Source organism: Nitrospira sp., assembly GCA_016715825.1.
GTDB lineage: Bacteria > Nitrospirota > Nitrospiria > Nitrospirales > Nitrospiraceae > Nitrospira_D.
On the sequence record JADJXO010000002.1, the window covers coordinates 602,418 to 625,725 of the forward strand.

A 23,308-nucleotide genomic window follows, 5' to 3' on the forward strand; every position below is an offset into this window, starting at 1 on the left:
AAAACAGAGACGGAGGTACGGAGAGTGTAGCCAGGGTCGAGGTGGTATTAGCCGAGCAGCTCTCGTCGGGCGGTACGGACGAGTGCCAAGACGGCCTGATGCTTGACGCGGCGTTCCACCGTGATGGCGTAAAAATGTTGCTTGAGCCCTTCCAGCTGTCCGACCGCCTGCACGCGGTATTGACGGCAGATCTCCTGTTCGATCACCGAGGCTCCGGGGAAGATGCCATATCCGTCTTGGCCGAACGCCTTCAAGGTCGCGCTGTCGTCGAACTCACCGACAATCAGCGGGTGGAGGCCACGGTTGACCATCCACTGGTCCAGCAATCGCCGAAGCATGGCGTTGGGGGTGGGAAGCAGCATGGGTGCGCTCCGGAGCGATTGTGGAAAGTCTCGACGGTATTGTGCGGCCAACTTGGCGGTTGCGAAGAGCGTCACCCCTGATTCACCCAAGGGGTGGTTGTACATCTGCTCCTTGGTCCCAGGCGGGGCTGGGGTATCGGCAATCACCAGATCGGACCGATGGGCTGTCAGATCGGCCAACAGTTGGCGCAGTTTGTCTTCCTGGCAGATCAAGCGGGTCGGGCGATACAGCTTTAGGGCCGACTTGAGGAGTTGAGTGGCGAGTGGTTTGGGGACCGCGTCTGCGATGCCCACCACCAGCCGGGTGGGAGGGTGCCCATTCCCCTGGCTCTTGACCGTGTTCAGGAGCTCCTGGCCGGTGGCGAAGATGTCTTCCGCGTACTTGAAGACCAGGTGGCCCATCTCCGTCAACGCCAGGCGGCGTCCGGTCCGAATAAATAACTTCTCCCCCAACGTGTTTTCCAAGAGACGGATCTGTCCGCTGATCGTCGGTTGCGCGAGGCGCAGCTCCTCGCACGCTTTGGTCATGGTCCCGTGTTTGGCGACAGACCAGAAGTACAGAAGATGGTGATAGTTCAGCCAATCCATATGGCCCTAGTCATCCAGTTAGGGAAGCCACTATACATCGGATTAGCCGATAACTCCAATCCGTTTTATCTATTTTGAAAAATCAGCGGGAGATTGCTACTGTGTGCGCCGTCCGCCACCCACTGTGAAAGGAGCATCCTACATGATCGCTCTGGTATTGGCCATTGTGACTTTCCTGCCAATGACCGCAATGGCGGAACCGATGATGGACTCGCGTGCCGTGCAGGCCCAGTCGACGCGCACCGCTCCCCTGACCATTGATGAAGTGCTGGCTCGGATCGAGTTGACGCATCCGCTGCTCAAGGCGACCGGAGCCGAGCGAACCAAGGCTCGGGCGAAGATCCTCAAGGCGCTCGGGGCCTGGGAACCGACGTTCCATAACAATGTACAAGCCGAACGGTATGAAACGTGGAATCTCACGACAGCCCCCGCCCCCGGCCTATTCTGTTTTCCTGCTGAAGCGTGCAGCCCGCTCCAGCCGCAAAGGTTGACGGCGGGATTTAACGATACCAAACTCGAGATCGGGCATCCCTGGGGCTTTAAGGTCCATGGTGGGATCCGCAACGGATTCGGGGATCGCGGAACGACCCTTTTACATATATCCCTGACCAGCAGGGTTTCTATCCGTGGCAACAATTGGTCGTCGGCGGGTCGTTTCACTTGCTGCGCGGCCTGATGATCAACGAAGAGTACGCCGGGTATCAGCAGGCCGAACTCGCGGGGCCGCAGGCGGAGATCAAGGTGGCGCAGAAGCGGCAGGATCTCTATCTCGCCGGGGCGGTGCAGTATTGGGATTGGCAGGTCGCCGTGAAGCAGGCTGAGATTGTGAAACGCGCCTTGGCCGTGGCTGAAGACCGCTTAGTCCAGGTCGAAGGGCTGGCGAAGGGTGGGAAGGTCGCGCCACTTGATGTCGTCGAGGCGAGCCAGGAAGTGCAGAAGCGGCGGGAGGCGGCGATCGCCGCGCAACGGAAGGTGGAGTATGAGCAATACAAACTGTCTCTCTTTCTCTGGGAGCAGAACGAGCCGGTGACCCCGCGCCCAGAATGGGCGCCGGAGTTTCAAGGTGAAACCCCACTCCCGACCGAGAAGGAGATCGAAGCCTATAAAGTGGAAGCGAAAGAAGATCGGCCGGAAGTGCGGGACCTCTACATCGAAGCCAAGATGAATAATATCGACATCAAGCTCGCCAAGAACAAACTCCTTCCGAAGTTGGATATCGAGGGAGGCCCGGCGGATGCCGCAACTGACTGGATTGTAGGCGTCGGTTACCATGTCAATCTTCACTTGGAGGTGCCGCTGTTTCAGAGGGGAGCGCGCGGCCAAGTCATGGGCGCAGAAGTGATGCAGCAACAATTAGCGTTGAAGCAGCAGTATGCGGAACAGCAAGTCAACCTCGACGTGGACAACTGGCTTTCGGCGATCGTGCGGGCTCGGGACCGGGTGAAGGCAGCGACGGAAGGCCTACGATTGGCCAAGACGCTGGAAGAAGGGGAGCGTAAGCGATTTAATATGGGGTCGACCACCGTGCTGTTCGTCAACCTCCGGGAGCGCAACGTGGTGGAATCGGCGTACCAGCTCTATCGGGCGCAGGCCGACTATGCGGTAGCGCGTGGAGGCATGCTATGGGCCAGGGGCCTGTTGTCGAAGCCCTGGCCGACGGAATCCTTGGCGAAGTACGGCAATCCGGTGACGGCTGCCGGTACGTACGGGCTTCAACAACCGGGCCGTGATTAGTCAGGCACATTCAACAGGCACAAGGAGCATCCTTTGATGGCCGCTCTATTATTTGCGATTCTGATCTTGCTCCCAGTGACAGCACTGGCAGAACCTAGTACGGCCCCTGTGATTGATCACAGTGTCGTGCAGGCCCAGTCGGTCCGCACCGAACCCTTGACCATCGATGAAGTGCTGGCTCGTATCGAACTGACCCATCCGCTGCTTCGGGCCACCGGGGTCGAGCGAATACAGGCCCGGGCAAAAATTCTCAAGGCGCTCGGGGCCTGGGAACCGAAGTTCCATAACTTTACCGAAGTCGATCGCTATCAGAATTGGAACTTTCTGTCCGCCCAACATGAGCACACGGTGGGCTTTAACGACAGCAAGCTCGAGGTCGGGCATCCCTGGGGCTTCACGGTCCATGGCGGGATCCGTCAGGGTTTCGGGGACCGGCTCTGGCACAGTTTTGCCGGCGTCATCCCTGATGCCAATCTCTTCTATGAACAGCAGCAAATGATCTTTGGCGGATCGTTCAAGCTGCTGCGCGGCTTCATGATCAACGACGAGTACGCGGAATACCAGAAGGCCCAACTTGCGGGGCCAATGGCAGAGATCACGGTGGCGAAGAAACGGCAGGATCTCTATCTCGCCGGGGCCGTGCAGTACTGGGATTGGCAGGTGGCCGTCAAACAGGCCGAGGTTGTGAAGCGCGCCTTGGCCGTGGCTGAGGATCGCTTGGTCCAGGTGGAAGGGTTGGCGAGGGGTGGGAAGGTGGCGCCGCTCGATGTGGTCGAGGTGAACCAAGAGGTACAAAATCGGCGGGAGGCGGCGATCGCCGCGCAACGGAAGGTGGAGTATGAGCAGTACAACCTGTCCCTCTTTCTGTGGGAGCACGGCGAGCCGGTGACGCCACGCCCGGAATGGGCTCCGGAATTCCAGGGGGAAACTCCGATTCCGACCAAGGCGGAGATCGCGGGCTATAAGGTCGAGGCGAAGGAAGACCGGCCGGAAGTGCGGAACTACTACATCGAAGCGAAGATGAACAATATCGACCTCAAACTCGCCAAGAACTACCTTCTCCCTAAGTTGAATTTTGGGGGAGGACGGATGGATACCCCTGGCGACTGGGGGGTAGGTGTGGGGTACCATTTTGAAATGCAGTTTGCAATGCCGCTGTTTCAACGAGAAGGGCGTGGAAAGGTCCTGACCGCCGAGGCGGAGCAGCAACAATTGGTCTTCAGCCAGCTGTACGCGGAGCAACAAGTCAGTGTCGATGTGGACAACTGGCTTTCAGCGATCGTGCGAGCCAGAGACCGGGTGACGGCGGCGACGGAAGCCCTGCGTTTGGCCAAAACGTTGGAAGAAGGCGAACGGACCCGCTTCAATTTAGGGGCGACAACGGTTCTCTTCGTGAACCTCCGGGAGCGCAACGTAGTTGAATCGGCGTACCAATTATATCGGGCACAGGCTGACTACGCCGTGGCGCGTGGAGGGATGTTGTGGGCGAGGGGTGTGCTGTCGAAGCCCTGGCCGACCGAGTCCTTGGCGAAGTATGGGGATCCGCAGACGGCGGCCGGTCTCTCAGGTCTGCCGGTGGCTGGACGTGATTAATTCAGCAACAAAGGAGCATTCTCCATTGATCCTTCTATTGCTGTTCTCGTTGATGATTGTGCCGGCGACCGTAGTAGCAGAACCCCAAGCCACTACGAATGTGTCAAGCGCTGAGTCAGTGCGGACCGCTCCCTTGACGATTGAAGAGGTTCTGGCCAGGATTGAGTTAACCCATCCGCTGCTCCGGGCTACTGGACTGGAACGGGCGCAGGCTCGAGCAAAGGTGCTGAAAGCGTTGGGTGCATGGGAGCCAAGGTTTCGGAACGAAGTCGAGATGGATCGGTATGTCACGTTTAACCTGACGAACGTTGCAGGTATCCCGGTTAACCTAACGAGCGGCTATAGCGATTCCATGCTCAAAGTGGCGCATCCCTATGGCATTGAGGTATTCGGGGGTATTCGCAATGGTTTCGGTGATCGTCAAACTATCAATGGGCACATTTCAGGAACCTTCGGAAGTTTGGTCGCTCACCCTCAAGACTTCCAACTATTCTGGCCGCAACAAATGTTGATCGTCGGTGGAGCCTTTAATCTCCTGAGAGGATTCATGATCAACGAAGAGTACGCCGAGTTTCAACAGGCGGAGCTCGCCGGGCCGCAAGCTGAAGTGAAGGTGGCGCAGAAACGGCAAGATCTCTATCTCGCCGGGGCGGTTCAATACTGGGATTGGCAAGTCGCCGTCAAGCAGGCTGATGTGGTGAAACGTACGCTGGCTGTGGCGGAAGAGCGTTATCGCATGGTTGAGGGGAGATCAAAAGCCGGAGCAGTCGCTCCGATCGACGTGGTCGAAGCCCAAGAAGAAGTGCAGCGTCGTCGAGAGGCTGCAATAGCTGCGCAACGGAAGGTTGAGTATGAACAATATAAGCTGGCGCTCTTTCTTTGGGAAAACGGCGAACCCGTGACACCTCGCCCTGAATGGGCCCCGGAATTTCAGGGAGAAACGCCACTGCCGAGCGAAGAGGATGTGGCGGCCTTTAAGCTAGAGGCCGCGGAGGATCGACCGGAAGTGCGCGATCTCTATATTGAGGCAAGATTGAACAATATCGAAGTGAAGCTTGCGAAGAATAGTCTCCTTCCAAAGCTGACGTTTTCAGGTGGACCGGCGGTCGGCTCCCTCTATTGGGTCGGAGGGTTCGGCTACAATATGCAGCTTCGCTTCAGTATGCCACTGTTCAATCGAGGTGCCCGCGGGAAGGTCCTGCATGCTGAGGCTGAACAGACACGCTTGGCGTATAAGCAGGCCTATACTGAGCGTCAAGTCGAGATCGATGTCGACAACTGGCTCTCGGCGATTGTGCGGGCCAGAGACCGAGTGAAAGCTGCCACAGAATCGCTGCGCTTGGCTAAAACGTTGGAGGAAGGTGAACGGGCTCGGTTCAACATGGGGGCGACAAGTGTGCTGTTCGTCAACTTACGAGAGCGCGCTGTCGTCGAAGCCGCATACGAGCTCTATCGGGCGCAAGCCGACTATGCCGTAGCTCGAGGGGGGATGTTGTGGGCCAAGGGTGCGTTGTCGAAGCCAATTCCGAATAACATCCTCGCCAAATATGGAGATCCGATACATGCGGCCGGCGTATCGGGTCGTGCAGCGCTGGGACGTGACTAAATGATCAGATGGGGGAGATAGTACGTTCGGTGGGTTGGCTTAAGAATTCGTAGTGTGGTTAAGTGCGGCGGTAATTCGTATCAGCAAGGGACCAATATGATTCACATCCTGACTTTTAACTGGGGGTGCTCATGAAAGAACCTCAGGGCGATCGCTATCCGGGTCTGTTTCAAGCATTGATGAAACAGCTTTCAGTGTCCATGAAGGCTGAGAAAAGGATCATGTATTTGATCTTTTCCTATGCCGTGGCCGTCGCGTTCTTTTCCTTGATCGTTCCATTGACCGTACAGGAGATGGTCAGCACCTTCTCCTATGCAGTTCAGCCGGTCATGATCTGGACATTGACCGCCATTATGTTGACGGTGTTGTTGTTCGTCGGTCTGTTCAAGACCTTCCACTTCTACGCGATCGACGTCATCCAGCGTAGAGTGTTCGCCAGAATTACGGTGGCGATGGTTGAGCAGCTTCCTCGTAATCGATTTAAGACCAAACAAGCCCAGTATCTTTCGAACTTTTTCATTGAAACAGTCTTCATGCAGCGGGCGTTGTCGACGCTGCTGTTTGATTTGATCAATGTAATCGTGGGTGGCACTGTCGGGATGCTCTTGCTGATGGTCTACCATCCGTATTTCCTCATGTATAATTTGCTTCTGATGGCGGGGTTCGCGATCACGTTCTTCATCCTCTCTCGCGGTGCGCTGAAGACGACCCTCGACATGTCTCACGCAAAGTATGATGTCTTCCGCTGGGTCCAAGAGGTGGCGCAGAATTCGTTGCAGTTCAAGGCGACTGATAGTCGCCCCTTTGTCCTGCAACGGACGAACGATCTCGTCAACCACTATGTCGACTGTCGAAAGGCACGGTTTCGGGTCCTCGTGCGTCAATACATCGGGTCCGTGGGTGGGCAAGCCATTGCACAGGCCGCAGCTCTTGGTATATCGGGTTACCTTATGGCCATTGGCCAGCTGACCTTAGGTCAGCTCGTCGCGGTTCAAGCGGTCGTCGGTGCTCTGGTCATCAATTTTGACACGCTGATCAAGAACATGGGATTCGTGTACTACTTCTTCACGGCACTGACCCATCTTGATGAAGTCTTTAAGCAGGAGCAAGATTACGTCTCAGTCGAATCACCGGTGGGCATGCCGAAGCATTTGACCCAGGGTGTTCGCGTTACCTGCAAAGGGGTCAGTCTCATCCATGGAGGAAACTCCGTCTTTGACGGTTTCAACCTGGATGTGGCGCCAGGGGAAAAGCTCGGCATCTACGCCAGGACCACGGCAGCCAAAACAGCGTTGTCCCGTGTCCTTGGTGGGCTCGAAACTCCGACGAACGGAGTTGTTCAGTACAACGGGGTGGATCTTCGGTATATGGATCCCAATGGCCTCAGCCAATGCCGAAGCGTGATGATCGATTCCCAATTGACCTTGGTCGACGGGACCATCGAAGAAAACATCGTCATGGGACGGTCCTATGTCTCCTATGATGACCTCAACTGGGCCCTCCGCTTTACCGAGCTAGAGGAAGATGTCGAAGCCTTACCGCGCGGAGTCAAGTCAGATATCTCCTCACTCGGGGAATCCATTTCCCCGACGCACATTGTGCAGATCTTGCTCGCCCGCGCCATCCTAGGGCGTCCGCAAGTGCTCATATTCGATGGTTTGATTCATTCGCTTGAACCATCGTTGAGAGAACGGATCCTGCGGCGTTTGTGCTCGAAGGACGAAGCATGGTCGGTGATCTTTGTATCCACAGATCCAAATCTGACGGATCATGCGGATCGTCGTATTATGCTGCACCATGCCCATGCATAATGAGCAATGGGTAATACATTGGCTAATCAACACAGGTAAATTTATGGAGGCTCCATGGCAAGCCTAGGTGGTGGTCTCGACAGAGGTGGAGAACGTGCCCTCGTAACAAGGGGGGTTGGGTTAGAGGCAATCGCAATTGAGCAGGGCTCAGCATTGTCAAAGCTGCCATGCTGGGAGAACGTTAAGCTCTCGGGTAGTATGTTCACGGCTTCGCGAGCGATCCTCACGATCTTGCTCGTGTTTCTGATCATCCTAGAGTTTGTACCCTGGACTCAGACGATCCAGGCGACGGGGAAGGTTTCCGCCTATACTCCGTACGATCGTCCGCAACAGATCGAATCGCGGATTACCGGTCGAGTCAAGGCGTGGCATATCTATGAAGGTGTCCAGGTCAAGAAAGGGGACCTGGTAGGTGAGCTCGAGGACTATGACCCAACCTACATGGCGCCTGAGATCCTTCCTTTGTTCGAGCAACGTCGAGACGCGCTTGAAAAAACACGTCAGGCTGCTCTGGGTCGGGCTGACCAACTGAGTCGGCGGATCGGAGAAATGAAGAAGCTGGTTAAAGCCGCTGTGCCTTCGGCGGAAGCTCGGGTGGTCGAAGCTGATAATAGAGTGCAAGAAGCGCAACAGAAGGTAGAAGCAGCGAAAATAGACGTCGATACTGCTCAGCTCAATGTCGATCGTCATCGACAGCTCGTCAGGGATGGACTCGTTTCGCAACGGGAACTCGAATTAACGATCCAAACTGAGATCGGAAGCAAAGCCGCTCTGCAGGCTGCCCAGGCCAGTCTTCTGGCAGCTGAGCAATCCCGGTCGGCACTCAACTTCGGTCGTGATCAGATTACGGCTGATGTGAATCAGCAACTCATTGATGCCATGGCATCACGCGACAATGCGGTGGCTGAGGCTGCCAAGGCCACAGAGCAGCTGGCGGAGATGTCTTACAAGCAGCAGGGAGTCCAACAGCGGATCGAGGCCGCAAAACTCTATGCGCCGATGGACGGGACTGTTGTCAGAATGGCAAGAGTCGGCCTCAACGAAACGGTCAAGCAGGGTGATAATTTAGTCACTATTTCACCACTCGCAAGTGATCCAGCCATCGAAATGTTTGCTGAAGGACTGGATGCACCTCTTTTGAAGCCTGGCCGAAAAGTTAAAATTCTCTTCTTCGGGGTGCCAGCGATTCCATTGCCAGCTTGGCCAGGGCTCATGGCTGGGACTCGTGCCGGGGTCATCAAGGTGGTTGACCAGATCGACGATGGAAAAGGGAATTTCCGGTTCTGGGTCGTTCCTGATCCGGATGATCCCCAGCCTTGGCCGGATCAGGCCCAGGTCAGACAGGGGACCAATGTCTTGGGCTGGGTGATCATGAATCGTGTTCCACTCTGGTACGAGCTTTGGCGGAGGTTTAATTTCTTCCCACCTGACTACTCGGAGCGTGAACCGAGCATCTTTGAGATGTTTGCTCCAAGGTCAGCCGGCCAGGGAATTAAGTAAAAAGTGTGCCGCGGCATTGCCGCGGCGCATGAACTTAGATTCGCAAAGATGACTCAGGGGATTTCCTCTGAGTCATCTTTGTATTTTAGGCGTGCGTTAGACTTCCAGAACACTGTTCACACGAGACAGCCGATGCTCGCAACGAAGCTGTTCTCGGTTGCCTCCTCATGATGGTTTTCTATAGTTCGACCACGAGTCTCATTCTTGACCACCTCAGACAGACCCGATAAGGTGCTGCAGACAGGCCTTTCATGTCGTGACGATTGCGAACAAGAAAGAAAGGACGTACAGCATGACCAAGGTGAGACGGACAGGAAGCCGATCTCCGCGAAAGGTTCAGGGTCCTCGGGCCGTTGTCGGCGTACTCGGAGGAAGTAAATCGGATTTCCCGATCTTGGAAAAAACTGGCACCATACTGTCTCAACTCGGCATTCCATATGAATTCTTAGTCGTGTCAGCCCATCGAACGCCGGACCGTCTGTTTGAATATGCGACTAGTGCTCCCGGTCGTGGAATCAAGGTCATCATTGCCGGAGCAGGAGGTGCAGCTCATCTCCCCGGCATGTTGGCGGCCAAGACGCATCTACCGGTGATCGGTGTCCCCATTCCAACGGAAAACCTGCGCGGCCTTGACTCCTTGCTTTCCATTGTTCAGATGCCCAAGGGGATTCCTGTTGCGACGGTTGCGATCGGTGGTGCAGAGAATGCCGGCCTCCTCGCTGCACAAATTCTCTCTTTGTGTAATCCTGATATCGTCCGGCGTATTCAGCGCTATCGGGCAGACCAAACAGCGAGCGTCTTGAATTCCCCGGAGGCCAAAGGAAAGGTCGAGGCTAAGAAACGCTTGTGACAAAACACATCCTTGAGCCAGGGGCTGTGGTCGGTATGCTGGGGGGAGGGCAGTTGGGTGCAATGTTCGCCTCGGCTGCACGCCGAATGGGTTATCATGTGGCTGTTTGGGATCCGGATGCTGAAGCTCCGGCGCATCAGATCGCCAGGCATTCTTTTACGACGCTCTTCTCCGATCTTTCCAGCCGTGAACAGTTTGCACGCATGGTCCAAGCCACGACAATGGAATGGGAAAACGTTCCGGCAGAGCTGTGTCGGTGGCTGGAGAAGCGTCGCCCGATGATGCCTTCCAGCTCGGTTCTCGGCACACTCCAAGATCGGATAGCACAGAAGCAGTTCTTGTCGTCTCGACAACTGCCGGTCGCACCATTTGCCATGGTGGAATCTGACGATCAGTTGGATGAAGCGATCGCCTGTCTTGGGTTTCCGGTTGTCTGTAAAACGGCGACAAGCGGGTATGACGGAAAGGGGCAGTGGATTCTGCGAACTACCGCTGATGTGAAACAGCTGGAAACGATTCTGAAACAAGCCGGGTCGAGTCAGCGGTGGATTGTCGAACGGTTTATTGTATTTGCCAGAGAACTCTCCGTTCTGGTGGTGCGGAATGCGAGTGGGGAGTTTCGACTTTATCCTGTCGTTGAGAATCGGCACGAGCAGGGCATCTTGCGCGCGACACACGTGCCTGCACCCATCGATTCCGCCGTCGCTGAACAGGCCAAGAAACTTTCCTTGCAAGCTGTCGCGGCCTTGCAAGGCATCGGTGTGTTTTGTGTCGAGCTCTTCCACACCGAAGATGGGAATCTGCTGATCAATGAGATCGCACCACGCCCCCATAATTCAGGGCACTATACTTTGGATGTGTGTTCGGTATCTCAATTTGAACAGCAGGTGCGTGTGACCTGTGGCCTGCCCCTCGGAGAGATGAGACTCCTGAGTCCGGCAGTTATGGTGAATCTCATCGGTGAGGAGGTCCGATCTGTGACGTCGGCGGAGGGTTGTTCCAGCCTCCACTCGACGTCAGGCGCCGTGCTCCATCTCTATGGCAAACAAATGATTCGTCCAGGCAGAAAAATGGGTCACGTCACATTCACTGGCCCACAAGAGGAGTTGGTAGAAGCCGCGGCCCAGAAGTTTATGGTCAACCTCGGAAGGCCCGCGTAGCTCATCTTTACCAGCCGGTCATGCACCGGCCCGTCTCTGTCACCTATCCGTCCGAAATTGTCCCCCGATCGTCTGTACTGGGCCATAGTCCAAGAAGAATACACATCAAATGGTGTGGTTTTGTATGTATCGAACGGTATGGAAGTTGCTGGTTTTGGTGTTTTGTCCCACGAAGACGGCCTCGCGACATGTCAGACATCACACAGAACCCAGGGCTCTGTCAGGCCTCCAATAGGCTCTACCGGTTACTCACTAACACAACGTCTCGATATCTCGTATTACAGGGCCTCGTCAGTATCATCCTCTCTTATGAATTGCTCTTCGGCAGCGACTCCGTGATTAGTCGGGTCATGAGCAATACCCTTGTGATGGGACTATGGCTGGGTATGGCTGCACTCGCCATGCTCCCTGCCGCCGTTCTCACGTCGACGTGGTTCGCAGCCGGTCTTGTAACAGTCGATACGCTGCTCGTGACCTCGACTATTTATCTGTCGGGGAATGCTAGATCGGACCTCTACATCACGTACTTCGTCCTGGTGCTCATTGCGGCCTCAGTCAGGCGGTTGCGCCATGTACTTGGTCTCTCTCTCCTCTTGAGCGTCGGGTATGCACTCGTCCTCTACGAAACTAGTCTTCAATCGGGAACGCTAGTCACGGGCCAATTATTGGGGATTCCTGTTCTCCTCGTGATGGCGGTCTTTTATGGCCTCGCCTTGGAAGGGACGGCGATCGTGAAGGAAGAAAATGCTTCGTTGCTTAAAGACATGGAGGGCCTCAAGAAAACCGAAGATGAGTTGGTGATCAAGAAGGCTCTGTTGGAAACAAGGATCAAGATCCTCAAGGAAGATCTCTCGAAGGCGAATACAGAGTTACGCGAAGGTCAAGTGGCTCGTCAGGGATTGGAGCGCCGACTTCAGGATGCCCAAAAAATGGAAGCAGCAGGTCGAGTGGCAGGAAGAATCGCTGAGGAATTCGGAGCGTTGTTCACGGTCATCGGAAAGCATACGGGTATCATGTTATCGCACTTTGAGCCGAAGGACCCACTTCGATTGTCGGCTGATGAGATCTTCAAGGTCGGAGAAAAAGCTGCCACTCTCACGGCTCAGCTGATCGCACTCAATCTCGAAGGGAACCTCGTTCGGCATACGGTTTCCGTGCACGTGGTTCTGACGGATATACGAGACGCGATAAAGAGTCTTCTTCCGGCGAATATCGAACTCATTGTTCGAACAGACCAACGGGCCTCCTATGCCGAAGTGGATCGTGAAGGATTGGAAACCGTGCTCTTACACCTCGTGGTGAATGCACGAGATGCCATGCCGAACGGGGGGCGTTTGCTGGTCGAACTCCGGCTGATTGAGGAGAATTCACAATCGAATCGTTCTTTCCCAACGGGGCTGACGTCTCCGCAGATTCTCATCCAACTCACTGATTCAGGGACTGGGATGAATCTGGACACGCAGAGCCACATGTTCGAACCGTTTTTTTCCACGAAAGAAACCAACATCGGGCTTGGGCTCACGGCGGTGTTTGGAATTGTTAAACAAAACGGCGGGACTCTCGATGTCAATAGCCGACCTGGGAAAGGCACAACCGTCCGTCTCTTCTTCCCCGCTGTCTCGACATCGAACATACGGGAACAGCCCAGTTCGAAATCCCTATCAGCCAAAGGAAATGAAACGATTCTGCTTGTGGAGGAAAACGAGATTGGGCGAAAGCTGGCGCTCTCGGCCTTGCAACGATGTCGCTATCATGTCCTGGAAGCAGCATCGTCCGTTGAGGCCCTGATGGTGACGCAACGGTATGACGGTATCCTTCATCTTGCGGTGAGTCCACTGGTGATGCCGGAGCTTGGTGGGCGGGAGTTGGCGCGTCGTCTCATACATCAGCATCCGAAGATGAAGGCGCTGTTTGTGTCCAGCTACGATGATGAAACGATTCAGCAACATCGGATCAATCAGCGGTTTGTCCTCCAATCTCCTTACCGCCAATTCGGTCTCATTGAAAAGGTGAGAGAAGTCTTGGATGCAGCGTAACCTCCGACTAGCACAGTGCACTCAGTACCTGTTATGCCAAGTCGATCGGGTTGGGGCAAAAAACTTCACGTCGGACCGCTTGAACAATCCGATCAGCGCCATTCCCGCTATAAATCCTCCGATATGGGCGAAGAAGGCGACGCCGCCTCCGGCGGCTCCGACACTCATTCCCCCACTGATCAGCTGCGTGATAAACCACATTCCCAGTACGAGGCCTGCAGGCACCCGGGTCATTCCGATACCCGGCAACAAGACCAGCACGTGGGCGCGTGGAAAGAGCAAGAGATAGGCGCCCAGCACGGCTGAGATCGCTCCGCTGGCTCCAACCATGGGAATGTGGGAAGAAGGATCGGTAAGGGCATGGCTCAGTGCTGCGAGAATGCCGGATAGCACGTAAAAGAACACGAATCTCGCATGGCCCATCGCATCTTCGATGTTGTTTCCAAAGATCCAGAGATAGAGCATATTTCCCAAGAGATGCATCCACCCTCCGTGAAGGAACATGCTTGTGATCAGGGTTAGGGTGGAGGGAAACGCGACTTGCGCCTCATCCGGAAGCGAGGCCTGTCCAAAGATGACGGCAGGAATGGCACCGTATTGAAAGGCAAAGACTTGACCGGGTTCTTCGGGGAGTGTTGCTTGATAAAGAAACACCACCACGCAGGCGGCGATAACGGTCATCGTGACGAGGGGTGTGAGTCGGGTGGGATTGTCGTCGTGGAGGGGAATCACGATAGCCCCTGGCTAGGTAATTGGGCGGCGAGGGGTGATGTGGCGAGGCAATCTTGGATCAGCCAGCGGCGTCCCGTCATCCTGCAGAGGAACAGAGAATCCCGCTGCATGGGTATGGCCTCCGCCGCCGAATGAGGCCGCAATCGTACCCACGTCTGCCCCATCGTTACGGGAGCGCATGCTGAAATAGCGACGACCATCGCGATCATGCCAGATCAAGCAAAACGGGTGTTGTGGTGAAAGCCGTTCGCCGATCTGGCTCGTCAGAATCGAACTTTGTACAGAGGGAACGACCATGCCCTGGAATTCCACCATTGTCGCTTGTGCCGCAAGTTTGCCGACCAGCTCTTGTTCATAGCGCAAGATCGCCCGCCCTTCTTGCTCCAGTGAGGCTTGTGTAAAGCGGTCCCACACGGTGAAATCGAATGGGTAGGAGGCGACCGCTGCATTGATCTCACGACTTCCCGTCAAGGCCCACGTCCAGAGGTCTTTATCTTGAATGTATTGAAGCAACCAGGGTGCAGTGGTGCCATGTGCCCACTCCCAACTCAACACGGCACCGGATTTTGTTTGATCAAAGTAGGCATTGGGAAAGCCCTTGAGGGTTCTCTCTGCCGTGATGTGGTGGTCCAGGATCAGGAGTTCCTTGGTCTCGGAGGCCATGGCTTCCAAAATCTGGCGGTCATAGCTGAAATCGACCATGACGACCCGGCGATCTGTGAGGTCGGGTGGTGGAGGCTGTCCATGTTTGACCGAAACAAAGCGTGCGTTTGGGAATTTCTTCCACAAAGCCCAGGCGGCTCCAAATCCATCGGAACAGTCCGCATGGTAGAGGACGATGTCGGGAGAGCCACGAAAAGGAGGCGCAGACGATACAATACCCATAGTGGTGGGAGAGGATATCATGACTAGGTCTCGACGGAAAGGTGTTTGCCGAGTCTCTACGAGAAGGCGGGTTCGATCAGAGTCCGTTCAGGTGAGCGATTAGTTGGCGCAGTCTGCCGGCACTGCGTCGATTGAAGTTGAACACGAGTCTTGGTAGGTCGCATAAGGCCGGTTCATCCAGCTCCTCATCGAGGGGGCCTCGCAAGTCAAAGGTGCCGTCAGAAAGCAGGTCTGTGAATTGCTCACGGATCTGCTCAAGTTGCTCTGAAGAAATAGTTTGTTTGAGTCGAATCGCAAGCTGTCGTCCGACAAATCGAATCGAATGGTATCGACGATAGAAACGGCGGATATGGTTTACGGCCGCATCCGCAGAGTCCACGATGGCAAAGAGATCCATATCTTCTTCGTTGATCAGTTTCCGTCGTAACAATTGTCTCACCACGAACGCCGACCAATCGTCCCAGTAGTCGCACCCTGGAGCCTGTAAGCAGATGATGGGCTGAGGATCACTCTTTCCGGTCTGCGCCAAAGTGAGAATCTCAAAGCCTTCATCGTGAGTGCCGAACCCACCTGGGAAGAGCGCAATGGCGTTCGCTTCCTTTTGGAACATCAACTTTCGCGTGAAAAAATACTTGAACGTGATCAGCTTCTGGTCATCGGCGATGGTCGAGTTCGGTCCTTGCTCAAACGGCAGCATGATATTGACGCCGAAGCTGTTCTCACGCCCGGCACCTTCTTGGGCGGCGCGCATGATCCCATCGGCCCCTCCGGTGATGACCATGAATCCATCTTGCACAATCGCACGGGCGAACTGGTAGGCGAGGCTATAGTTGGGGTCGTGTGATGGGGTCCGCGCCGAGCCGAAGATGCTGACCTTCTGGCGATTACGATAGCCATGAAAAACGCCGAACGCATGGCGTAACTCTTTAACAGCACGATTGACAATCTTGATATCAAGGAGGTCGAGGTGTGCGTCGTTGAGCTTCAATAGCCCCGTGAGAAGTTCTCGCATGAGTCCCGCATGCAGGTCATCCTCCGGACTATTTAGGAGAGTGCTGATTTGATGGAGAATCTCTTCTCGCGACAAGACCGGACGGGATCGATTCTGTGGCGATCTACCAGTTGTATTCATAGTACATCCTCATGCTGAGTGGGGAAATTGTATCAGTGGATCAGGGGTTGGTCAAAGAATGACTGGATCTGGACCGGCCTAAGACGCGTCGAACGACTTTGGGAGGTTTGCCAGCACCCACGCTTTGATTCTGGACTGATCGGCAGGAGAGAGCTCGGTGAACTGGATCTCTATACCAGAAGAGGTAAGCGAACGAATTGCGCCGGAGACCTGCTCGATCTGAGCATTGTTGAGGATTGTTCCTCGGATCGTCAACGGACTCAGGGTTTCAGAGAGAGAAAAGCTCAGGATGACTGTTGTTCCTGAAAGCAGGAGAGCTGGAGAGGTCACCGACGCACCGGCATGGCTGAGTCGGGTGACGGTCACCTGATGGGCCGCACTCACCGCCCCTCCATCTAAAATGCTGATGGTGGCTGCCATATTGGTCACGCACCGCTTCGGCGACAGCACGAGGTCCCGTGCGGTCAGAACCCCGACCGGTTGCTCCTGTTTGGTGACGATCAGGATCGGCATCCCGGTGGACATCATGAGAGTCGATGCCTCTTCTATGGCCCGATCATATTCGATAAATTGGACCGGTCGGGTCATGATCGTTCGGACTTCAATATCATCCGGCTCAAGGCCCTGAGCGACGACCTTCTTGACAATGTCGGTCGGCGTCATGAGTCCGAAACGCGACTCGGAGTCTTTGACGAGGAGACAGGGCATCCGTTCACGCGCGAGAAGAGAAGCGGCTTCAGTGACCGATACATCTCCGGGAATCTGCACAACGCCGGGTGTCATCATGTGTGCAACCAGGGTAACCTGCTGATCCGTCTCATTCTGCCGCTGATCGTCCTTATTCAGCATGTCTCAGCCAGGTCCTTTTTCTTCGGCAATTTGTTCACCTGGCCGCCGCAACGTATGCCAAGTATAGCAGAAGGTCTTGTACAGCCATGAAGAGGTGAAAGTCTTGTTATTCAATGGTTTGAAGTCATACACTGGATGCATATTTCGACCGCCGAAATGAGGAGAAAAGTGATGGATCGAGGGGCGTACCACTATGAATTCATGCGTCGACTCGAAGCCATTCCTGCGCATGGATTGGGTCTTTCTGTAGACGTTCATTCTCCTCCCCTTGCGAGCTTACGGCAAAATCTCCGGGACCGTGGTGTTCCGCCTAGCTATCTTGAAGTGTTCCGTACGACCACGACGGCCTTGGAAAGCGTCAAGAAGGACGTAGACAATGGCCCGATAGCGTATCACGGTGAGGGGTTGTGGGTCACCCAACCTGGGATGACGGAAATGGGCGATTTCCAGAAAGCCTTCCACGAAACAGTCGAACATCTGCTTGTATTGCAGAGTGCCTGGTTGAATCACGAATGTGCGGCGAAGTTCCTCGCCGGCCACTACTTTGGGACCTATCTGCCTCCCCTCTATACCAAATCAAGCGCAGACATGGTGAGCGAACATGTCAGACAGATCCAACGTCTGCTCGATCAACGGTGTGGACTGGCGAATGGAAACACGCCGTTGTTGTTGCTCGAAATGCCCCCGCTCACCTACTTTGTCGCCGGGACTCTGTCCCTCCCAGGATTTTTTAAGACCGTCTGTGACCAGTCGCCTTGTGGGCTGGTGTTGGATATCGGTCACCTTTGGACCGTTTTTCGCTATTCGTGGGCACGGCAGACTCAGTCGCGCGCGCAATTCGTGAGTACGTTTCTCGACGAATTCCCCCTGGAACGTGTGGTAGAAATTCATATCGCAGGTCTTAATGTTCATGATTCAAGCGGAAGTCCTGTCTCAATTTCGTCGGGCCATTCGAGCGAGGCGGTACTGCCTGCATGGATCGATGCACACGAGGCCCCCATTCCGGCGGTGTTGTTCGAGATGCTCGATCAGATTTTGAGCCTTCCACGTCTCACCAACCTGAAAGGCCTTGCGTTAGAAGTGGACATGAAGCCAGCTGAACTGATCGTGGAAGAGTTCACTCGGTTCTCACAACGTTACAAGTCGGCCTTTCCTCGGATCCCGATGAGCCATGTTCCCCCGTTTGGTCCTGAAGGTTCAGCATTGCCCGAGGAACAGAGCGCAACGACGACCAAGCAGGTTCTGCAGGCTGGCTATGATCGCTATGTCTGTGTGCTAACAGGCAAGGCCGAACCTGCTGGGCCTGAATGGGAAGAAGCTTCAGCGTATGCTGAAGAGTTGGACCGCTATCGAACCGAATATCTTCCGCATGAGATCCTTCACTGGGGAGGAGACGTGGAGGATATGTTCGTCGAATCCTGCCGTCAACTCAGGGAACGAGGACTGTTGCTCGAGAGATTTGTGTCTTTTTGGTTTCGCGAACCACGATGTCCGTCGGGATCGTATGACTTCTTTTTGCTCAAAGTCGAACGGTTTGTGGAATTCGTATGCGAGATCGCGCCCGACCTACAGGACATGGTCGATCGAGAAGCCAGTGAGCTTCGCCGCTCCTATCAACTAGTCAACGAGCCGACCGTTCCGGCCGAGTTATGATGCGATGAGTTTCTGGTCCAATCTTCCACGTCCGATCATCGGGTTGTCGCCGATGGATGGCGTCACGGATGCCTGCTTCCGATCAGTGGTCGCCCGTCGAGGGAAGCCGGATATCGCTTTTACGGAATTTACCCATGTGCATGACGTCTGCCGTGGACCAGAGGTCCATCTGGAGACCCTTATCTACAGTGACATCGAGCGTCCCATTATTGCTCAGCTGTATGGAAAAGACCCGGATTTGTTCTACCAGGCCGCCCATGCCGTCTGTGAGCTGGGATTTGATGGGTTGGACATCAACATGGGCTGCCCGTCGAAGAGCGTCGCTGCCTCAGGATCTGGTGCGGGACTGATTCGCACCCCAGCACTGGCTTGCGCCATCATCCAGGCGGCTAGGCAAGGCATCGATGATTGGACCAACGGACAAACGCTCGAGCAAGCCGGGTTCAAGCAGGCCCGCATTGAGGCATTCCACCGGTTGAATCAGCGGCGAGGAAGCATCAGCCCCACACAGCGGTACAAGCTGCCGCTGTCCGTGAAAACCAGAATTGGCTACGACGAGGTGATGGTCGAAGCGTGGATGGAAACGATCTTGCGAGAACAGCCGACCGTGATTTCCCTTCATGGACGAACGCTCAAGCAGATGTATCGAGGAGCAGCCGATTGGTCAGCCATCGCGCGAGCCGCCGCCCTGGTTAAGGGATCTGGGACGTTATTGTTAGGGAACGGCGATATTCAAAGCCAAGGGGACATCATGGCGCGGGTTCGTGAGACGGGAGTGGACGGCGTGTTAGTGGGACGCGGCGCTCTGGGTGCGCCATGGTTCTTTCGCTCCAATGAACAGGTTCGGAGGCTGCTGTCCGGATCGCTCGGAATTGGGGACATCACGGATCTTCCGCTCGTGATGCCACAGGAAGAGCGCTTTGCCGTTCTGATGGACCATGCGCAACAGTTCCAGGAGCTCTTCGGTCGGAAACAATTCTATCGGATGCGAAAGCACTTGGGCTGGTATTGCAAGGGATTTCCACATGCCGCATCACTGCGCGCACAGATGGTGCGCGTCTCTTCCGTCGATGAGTTGAAACAGGTGCTCGATGACTTCCAACGACGAGTCGCGGATCAAGATCGAAACGCATTTCCTCCTTCCGACGTGATTGATGACCCCAGTCTCTTGGTCTCCCGATGCAGTTAGTCCTGGCGTCAAGTTCACCGCGCCGCCAAGAGCTGCTGGTGTTGTTGGGTTTATCCTTCCAAGTCATGTCGCCCAATGTCCGGGAGCACCCGACGGCCGGGTTATCACCGATTGAGCAGGTCAGGCGATTCGCCCTTGACAAGGCGCGAGTTGTTGCTGATCGGCAGCCGGATGCCTTGGTGTTGGGCAGCGATACCGTCATTGAGCTTGATGGGCAGCTCCTGGGAAAACCAGCCGATCTGTCGGAGGCACGTACCATGCTCATGCGGTTGGCCGGCCGGTCTCATCTGGTCCACACGGCGGTTGCTCTATGCAACCGTGGTCGGGGCACCGAGTTCGTCGAGATCGATACCGCACGCATGGAAATGAAATCAAATCTGTCGGACCTGTATGACCGATATCTCGCATCGCGCGAATCGTTGGGGAAAGCCGGGGCCTATGCGATACAGGGGTTTGGCGGGGACTTGGTGGATCGCGTTGATGGCGACTACACAACAGTGGTGGGACTCCCGCTGAAACTCGTTGATCGTCTCCTTCGATCGGCCGGCTATCCCGTTTCCATAAATGTCGACGACGTGTACCAACGCAAGCCCTATGCGAACTGGAATCGCTTTGCGGTGTGATTGCAAAGGCTGGTCGGTTTGCCTACAATGCCAAGGGCTATCTCGTCTGGGTGCTTCAATAAAAATGTCCACATGGCCGCGCAAGAGAGGGAACGTATGACGGGTCGTACGCAGATTGGGCTGATACTCGGACTGATGGCGGGTCTGTCGATCGGGAGCCATCCTGTTTTGGCGATCGAGGTGAACCTGTCGTTAGAGGATGCGCGCAAGGCGCTCGAAACCGGCCGAGTGCCGATGGAGAAGGCCAATTCTCCAGAAGATGTGAAAAAAGTCTTGCAGCAAGCCTCGTTAGAAAGTCGCGTCGGCGCCGATCCGGAGAAGGAGCCATGCGGGGCAAGCGCAATTCTGCGCACCAAGCACTACCGACTGGAAGCCTTTGGCCGACAGGAGGCGGCAGAGTCGAAGAAACGAAAGACGGATGTGCGCATGCCCGAAGAGTTTATTCAGAAAGTAATGGACATGCCGAATATGGAGCTGGAGGTACAGTTGTGCGGCGATGATGAGTATTTCGCCGAAGGGGCTCTGATCGAGCTACACCAGGGTTCGAAACGGGTTAAGCCTATCGATATCGGCAAGGCTGAACGGGGACGGAAGAACGAAGGTAACGGTCCAGCCTATCGATCCCGCTTCACCTCTGTCTTCGCCTATGAACAGTTCGATCCCAATGCGACCTCAGTGTTTGTTGTTAACCTTCAAGACGGACAAGAGATCAGAATTCCTGCCGAGTTGTCGAAAGTGAAGTAGGCTCAGTTCTCCCCCCTTCTTGTGTCACTCAACTGACCAGTTTGCTATGGTAGGGAGAGTCCAACGTTCTGTGTGAGGGCCCTCTTCAGGTTTGCCAAATTTGTGTAGTGTCCTAGAGCACAATTAATCTTACACTGGAGGAGCGGCAGGCGTCATTTGACCTAACCCAAGGAAGACGTGCAGCCTATCGGAGAAAGTCCTGAGTTAGACATGATTGGTTTGGCAGGATTGCCTCCAACACACGATCCTGCCTTTATCAGAGAGGTCACAACTGACCCCGGAAAGACCACCGCATCATCCTCAATCTGAACCCCTCTGGTTACAAAACTCCTTGCACCAATGCACACGCGATTTCCGACGACAATCCGACATCGCTCTCGCGTCTCACCTTCCGGATGTTTTCGGCTTTTATCAATGGAGTGAAAATCGGTATCGAGCAAGCCAGACTGCTCGATCAATACATCATCCCCTATCGTGATTTCGTATTTTGATGAAACCCTTGCCGCATACAAGGCAGCATTTGCACCTATCTGAATAATTGCACTCTCGTCGTGGGTATACAGGGTGACAAACTGACTACTATCTCCCAAAGCTTCCCCAATTAAACAATTGCTCCCAAGAACGACTTTCCCTTTCCCCACGATGCTCAACCTCTTGTACATACGAAGACCTGACCCTATTTCAATATTCCGACGAAACAGTCGACAGATAACTCGATATAGGTACCCTCGAAAACATGCGAGCGTATCTCTCATGAGGATCCTGCCATTCTTATCACGTTTGCTATGGGCAATCCCCTCTTGATAGGATTTCCCAGGGCAAGTGAATACGGTTGGATTTCCATATCCCTACAAACAGACCCAACACCGACTACACAATCCGCTCCAATCTTACTACCAGATAAAATAATAGCGTCATTGCTGAGCCATACATTAGACCCGATTACTATCGGCCCACATTCATTGACAGAGTGCTGACTCCTCGTCCTGACGGAACTCTGATTGACAAACATACAATCTTGGATCAGAGATACTGCGGTCATGGATCTCGAGCCCAACTCGATATGGTTGCAACAAGAGATGGTTAGACCTGCGAGATGACAGTTCTCCCCAATATGGACGGTGGCATGTTCGGACAATGTAATGATCGTCAGACCCTTAAACGCGCTATGAGCAACAGTACAATTCTTGCCGAGAGTAACCGTCCCAGGTCCTATTATCGTGACTTTCGCAAATGCCTTAAAAGGCAAACGAATCCGGACATTCCGTCGAACCGCACTAAAATAGAGCGTATAAAAACAGCCTCTCACTAACGCCTCAAGGACGCTGATAGCCGATCGCGGATCTTCCGCGATTTTCTTAATGGTCCCGCACATGGTCACAGCTATTGATTGGAAGCTACCCATAGCGCTATTCCTACCTATTACAACTTGGATAAAAACTTGAGCAGGTGGCCAGCCATTATTCTTCGTCCAGTTTCATTGAGGTGCCCATCGTCATTGGTATATTCCGGCACGAGAGAATCGTAAGTGGTTCCGTTACTTGTGAAGGTGGCCTTTCTCCCGTCAGGATATGTGGATTCAATTGCCGCCACATCAAAAAGCAGATTGCTTCCTCCGTACTCACGTCTCAGCATGGCGTTAAAGGCACTCTTCTTCACGTTGTTGTCTTCCCGGCCAAGCATACCTTTGATCCATCCTTTCAGAGAGGGAAGAGATAACGACAGAGGAGCGGTAAGATGGACAAACTGGGTGTGTGGGTACGTCTCCTTGAGACGTTGCATGGCGCTCTTATAGGCAGCAAAGACCTTTTCAACATCGGTATTTCTCGTAATATCGACGTAGCAAAACTTTAAAAATGCAATCTCTGCCTTCTCGCCAAGACCAGAGTCCATAGAACGAACGAACTCATTGATTTTTGATATCGGATCTTCGTTCTCACCGACCATTGAATGGGCAAACACCGGACTGTTCAATGCCAGCGGGTCCGTCGTTTTCACTATCTTCAATGCAACACCCTGATGGTCTTTTTCAATGTCGTGTATGCCATCTATGATGTTGAGGCCAACTGATTGATGGCCGAAATAGATTCTCTTTTCGGCCACTTTTTGCAACACCGAGACCGTCACAGTTCCATCGGATTGTGCAGATGTATTTCTGCTTGCTTGCATGTCTCCTCCTAGACTGCCGCTCGCACTTACGAAAACCAAAACGCCTGCCAGAAAGGTGAGCGTTCTCCATGTCATGGCCTTCTACCCCCTCG

General features: G+C 54.5%; 21 protein-coding genes. 13 read left to right on the forward strand and 8 right to left on the reverse strand.

The genetic code is table 11. The features are described 5' to 3' along the window. Positions 1-47 precede the first annotated feature (47 nt). Positions 48-950, reverse strand: coding sequence for a transcriptional activator NhaR (nhaR, locus tag IPM58_08970; protein ID MBK9307200.1), 903 nt, complete (start codon positions 948-950; stop codon positions 48-50). Between the two features lie 142 nt (positions 951-1,092). Between nhaR and IPM58_08975 the strand changes: the two genes are divergently transcribed. From IPM58_08975 to IPM58_09015, 9 genes are all read left to right on the forward strand, one after another. Next, positions 1,093-1,626, forward strand: a complete 534-nt coding sequence (locus IPM58_08975; GenBank protein ID MBK9307201.1) for a hypothetical protein — start codon at positions 1,093-1,095, stop codon at positions 1,624-1,626. Then, positions 1,626-2,684: a TolC family protein gene (locus tag IPM58_08980; protein ID MBK9307202.1), complete on the forward strand. Its 1,059-nt coding sequence runs from the start codon at positions 1,626-1,628 to the stop codon at positions 2,682-2,684. The genes IPM58_08975 and IPM58_08980 overlap by 1 nt, the downstream gene beginning before the upstream one ends. A 36-nt stretch (positions 2,685-2,720) precedes the next feature. Then, complete coding sequence (locus tag IPM58_08985; protein MBK9307203.1) at positions 2,721-4,277, forward strand: TolC family protein; 1,557 nt, start codon at positions 2,721-2,723, stop codon at positions 4,275-4,277. A gap of 25 nt (positions 4,278-4,302) precedes the next feature. Next, positions 4,303-5,883 (forward strand): TolC family protein, encoded by a 1,581-nt coding sequence (locus IPM58_08990; GenBank protein ID MBK9307204.1) that lies wholly within the window; start codon positions 4,303-4,305, stop codon positions 5,881-5,883. A 131-nt stretch (positions 5,884-6,014) separates the two neighbouring features. Further along, on the forward strand, positions 6,015-7,694 hold the full coding sequence (locus tag IPM58_08995; protein ID MBK9307205.1) for an ATP-binding cassette domain-containing protein: 1,680 nt from the start codon (positions 6,015-6,017) through the stop codon (positions 7,692-7,694). A gap of 54 nt (positions 7,695-7,748) precedes the next feature. Continuing rightward, positions 7,749-9,194, forward strand: coding sequence for an HlyD family efflux transporter periplasmic adaptor subunit (locus IPM58_09000; protein MBK9307206.1), 1,446 nt, complete (start codon positions 7,749-7,751; stop codon positions 9,192-9,194). 292 nt (positions 9,195-9,486) lie between these two features. Then, on the forward strand, positions 9,487-10,044 hold the full coding sequence (purE, locus tag IPM58_09005; GenBank protein ID MBK9307207.1) for a 5-(carboxyamino)imidazole ribonucleotide mutase: 558 nt from the start codon (positions 9,487-9,489) through the stop codon (positions 10,042-10,044). Continuing rightward, a complete protein-coding gene (locus IPM58_09010) occupies positions 10,041-11,204 on the forward strand; it encodes a 5-(carboxyamino)imidazole ribonucleotide synthase (GenBank protein MBK9307208.1) in 1,164 nt (387 codons plus the stop codon). The genes purE and IPM58_09010 overlap by 4 nt, the downstream gene beginning before the upstream one ends. A 188-nt stretch (positions 11,205-11,392) precedes the next feature. Continuing rightward, on the forward strand, positions 11,393-13,240 hold the full coding sequence (locus tag IPM58_09015) for a hypothetical protein (protein MBK9307209.1): 1,848 nt from the start codon (positions 11,393-11,395) through the stop codon (positions 13,238-13,240). 21 nt (positions 13,241-13,261) lie between these two features. Here IPM58_09015 and IPM58_09020 read toward each other — a convergent pair whose 3' ends face one another. From IPM58_09020 to IPM58_09035, 4 genes are all read right to left on the reverse strand, one after another. After that, positions 13,262-13,972 (reverse strand): rhomboid family intramembrane serine protease, encoded by a 711-nt coding sequence (locus tag IPM58_09020; protein MBK9307210.1) that lies wholly within the window; start codon positions 13,970-13,972, stop codon positions 13,262-13,264. Between the two features lie 12 nt (positions 13,973-13,984). Next, positions 13,985-14,878 (reverse strand): phosphoesterase, encoded by an 894-nt coding sequence (locus IPM58_09025; protein ID MBK9307211.1) that lies wholly within the window; start codon positions 14,876-14,878, stop codon positions 13,985-13,987. Positions 14,879-14,933: 55 nt separating this feature from the next. Beyond that, positions 14,934-15,989: a TIGR00730 family Rossman fold protein gene (locus tag IPM58_09030; GenBank protein ID MBK9307212.1), complete on the reverse strand. Its 1,056-nt coding sequence runs from the start codon at positions 15,987-15,989 to the stop codon at positions 14,934-14,936. Between the two features lie 78 nt (positions 15,990-16,067). After that, positions 16,068-16,838: a CBS domain-containing protein gene (locus IPM58_09035; GenBank protein ID MBK9307213.1), complete on the reverse strand. Its 771-nt coding sequence runs from the start codon at positions 16,836-16,838 to the stop codon at positions 16,068-16,070. A 171-nt stretch (positions 16,839-17,009) separates the two neighbouring features. On the opposite strand from IPM58_09035, the gene IPM58_09040 reads away from it, so the two are divergent. The 4 genes from IPM58_09040 to IPM58_09055 all read left to right on the forward strand — a co-directional run bounded on the left by IPM58_09040 (position 17,010) and on the right by IPM58_09055 (position 21,047). Next, the gene (locus IPM58_09040; GenBank protein MBK9307214.1) at positions 17,010-18,491 is read left to right on the forward strand and encodes a DUF692 family protein; all 1,482 of its coding nucleotides are present in this window, start codon (positions 17,010-17,012) and stop codon (positions 18,489-18,491) included. A gap of 4 nt (positions 18,492-18,495) precedes the next feature. Further along, positions 18,496-19,680, forward strand: coding sequence for a tRNA-dihydrouridine synthase (locus IPM58_09045; GenBank protein MBK9307215.1), 1,185 nt, complete (start codon positions 18,496-18,498; stop codon positions 19,678-19,680). Then, positions 19,671-20,303, forward strand: coding sequence for a septum formation protein Maf (gene maf, locus IPM58_09050; GenBank protein MBK9307216.1), 633 nt, complete (start codon positions 19,671-19,673; stop codon positions 20,301-20,303). The genes IPM58_09045 and maf overlap by 10 nt, the downstream gene beginning before the upstream one ends. Before the next feature lie 96 nt (positions 20,304-20,399). After that, a complete protein-coding gene (locus tag IPM58_09055) occupies positions 20,400-21,047 on the forward strand; it encodes a hypothetical protein (protein MBK9307217.1) in 648 nt (215 codons plus the stop codon). Between the two features lie 161 nt (positions 21,048-21,208). Here the strand turns inward: IPM58_09055 and IPM58_09060 are convergent, their stop codons facing one another. From IPM58_09060 to IPM58_09070, 3 genes are all read right to left on the reverse strand, one after another. Continuing rightward, entirely contained in the window at positions 21,209-21,688 is a 480-nt protein-coding gene (locus IPM58_09060) for a hypothetical protein (protein MBK9307218.1), read from the reverse strand. Between the two features lie 110 nt (positions 21,689-21,798). Continuing rightward, positions 21,799-22,089 (reverse strand): hypothetical protein, encoded by a 291-nt coding sequence (locus IPM58_09065; protein MBK9307219.1) that lies wholly within the window; start codon positions 22,087-22,089, stop codon positions 21,799-21,801. A 380-nt stretch (positions 22,090-22,469) separates the two neighbouring features. Then, positions 22,470-23,216 carry a hypothetical protein gene (locus IPM58_09070; protein ID MBK9307220.1) on the reverse strand — a complete coding sequence of 249 codons (747 nt, stop codon included), beginning with the start codon at positions 23,214-23,216 and terminating at the stop codon, positions 22,470-22,472. Positions 23,217-23,308: the final 92 nt, after the last annotated feature.

What these genes read in the sequence shown, in the direction of transcription:
- nhaR (MBK9307200.1), bottom strand. Translation starts at nt 950, where the DNA reads ATGGATTGGCTGAACTATCACCATCTTCTGTACTTCTGGTCTGTCGCC.
- IPM58_08975 (MBK9307201.1), top strand. Translation starts at nt 1,093, where the DNA reads ATGATCGCTCTGGTATTGGCCATTGTGACTTTCCTGCCAATGACCGCA.
- IPM58_08980 (MBK9307202.1), top strand. Translation starts at nt 1,626, where the DNA reads ATGATCAACGAAGAGTACGCCGGGTATCAGCAGGCCGAACTCGCGGGG.
- IPM58_08985 (MBK9307203.1), top strand. Translation starts at nt 2,721, where the DNA reads ATGGCCGCTCTATTATTTGCGATTCTGATCTTGCTCCCAGTGACAGCA.
- IPM58_08995 (MBK9307205.1), top strand. Translation starts at nt 6,015, where the DNA reads ATGAAAGAACCTCAGGGCGATCGCTATCCGGGTCTGTTTCAAGCATTG.
- IPM58_09000 (MBK9307206.1), top strand. Translation starts at nt 7,749, where the DNA reads ATGGCAAGCCTAGGTGGTGGTCTCGACAGAGGTGGAGAACGTGCCCTC.
- purE (MBK9307207.1), top strand. Translation starts at nt 9,487, where the DNA reads ATGACCAAGGTGAGACGGACAGGAAGCCGATCTCCGCGAAAGGTTCAG.
- IPM58_09015 (MBK9307209.1), top strand. Translation starts at nt 11,393, where the DNA reads ATGTCAGACATCACACAGAACCCAGGGCTCTGTCAGGCCTCCAATAGG.
- IPM58_09025 (MBK9307211.1), bottom strand. Translation starts at nt 14,878, where the DNA reads ATGATATCCTCTCCCACCACTATGGGTATTGTATCGTCTGCGCCTCCT.
- IPM58_09030 (MBK9307212.1), bottom strand. Translation starts at nt 15,989, where the DNA reads ATGAATACAACTGGTAGATCGCCACAGAATCGATCCCGTCCGGTCTTG.
- IPM58_09035 (MBK9307213.1), bottom strand. Translation starts at nt 16,838, where the DNA reads ATGCTGAATAAGGACGATCAGCGGCAGAATGAGACGGATCAGCAGGTT.
- IPM58_09040 (MBK9307214.1), top strand. Translation starts at nt 17,010, where the DNA reads ATGGATCGAGGGGCGTACCACTATGAATTCATGCGTCGACTCGAAGCC.
- IPM58_09045 (MBK9307215.1), top strand. Translation starts at nt 18,496, where the DNA reads ATGAGTTTCTGGTCCAATCTTCCACGTCCGATCATCGGGTTGTCGCCG.
- maf (MBK9307216.1), top strand. Translation starts at nt 19,671, where the DNA reads ATGCAGTTAGTCCTGGCGTCAAGTTCACCGCGCCGCCAAGAGCTGCTG.
- IPM58_09055 (MBK9307217.1), top strand. Translation starts at nt 20,400, where the DNA reads ATGACGGGTCGTACGCAGATTGGGCTGATACTCGGACTGATGGCGGGT.
- IPM58_09065 (MBK9307219.1), bottom strand. Translation starts at nt 22,089, where the DNA reads ATGACCGCAGTATCTCTGATCCAAGATTGTATGTTTGTCAATCAGAGT.
- IPM58_09070 (MBK9307220.1), bottom strand. Translation starts at nt 23,216, where the DNA reads ATGCAAGCAAGCAGAAATACATCTGCACAATCCGATGGAACTGTGACG.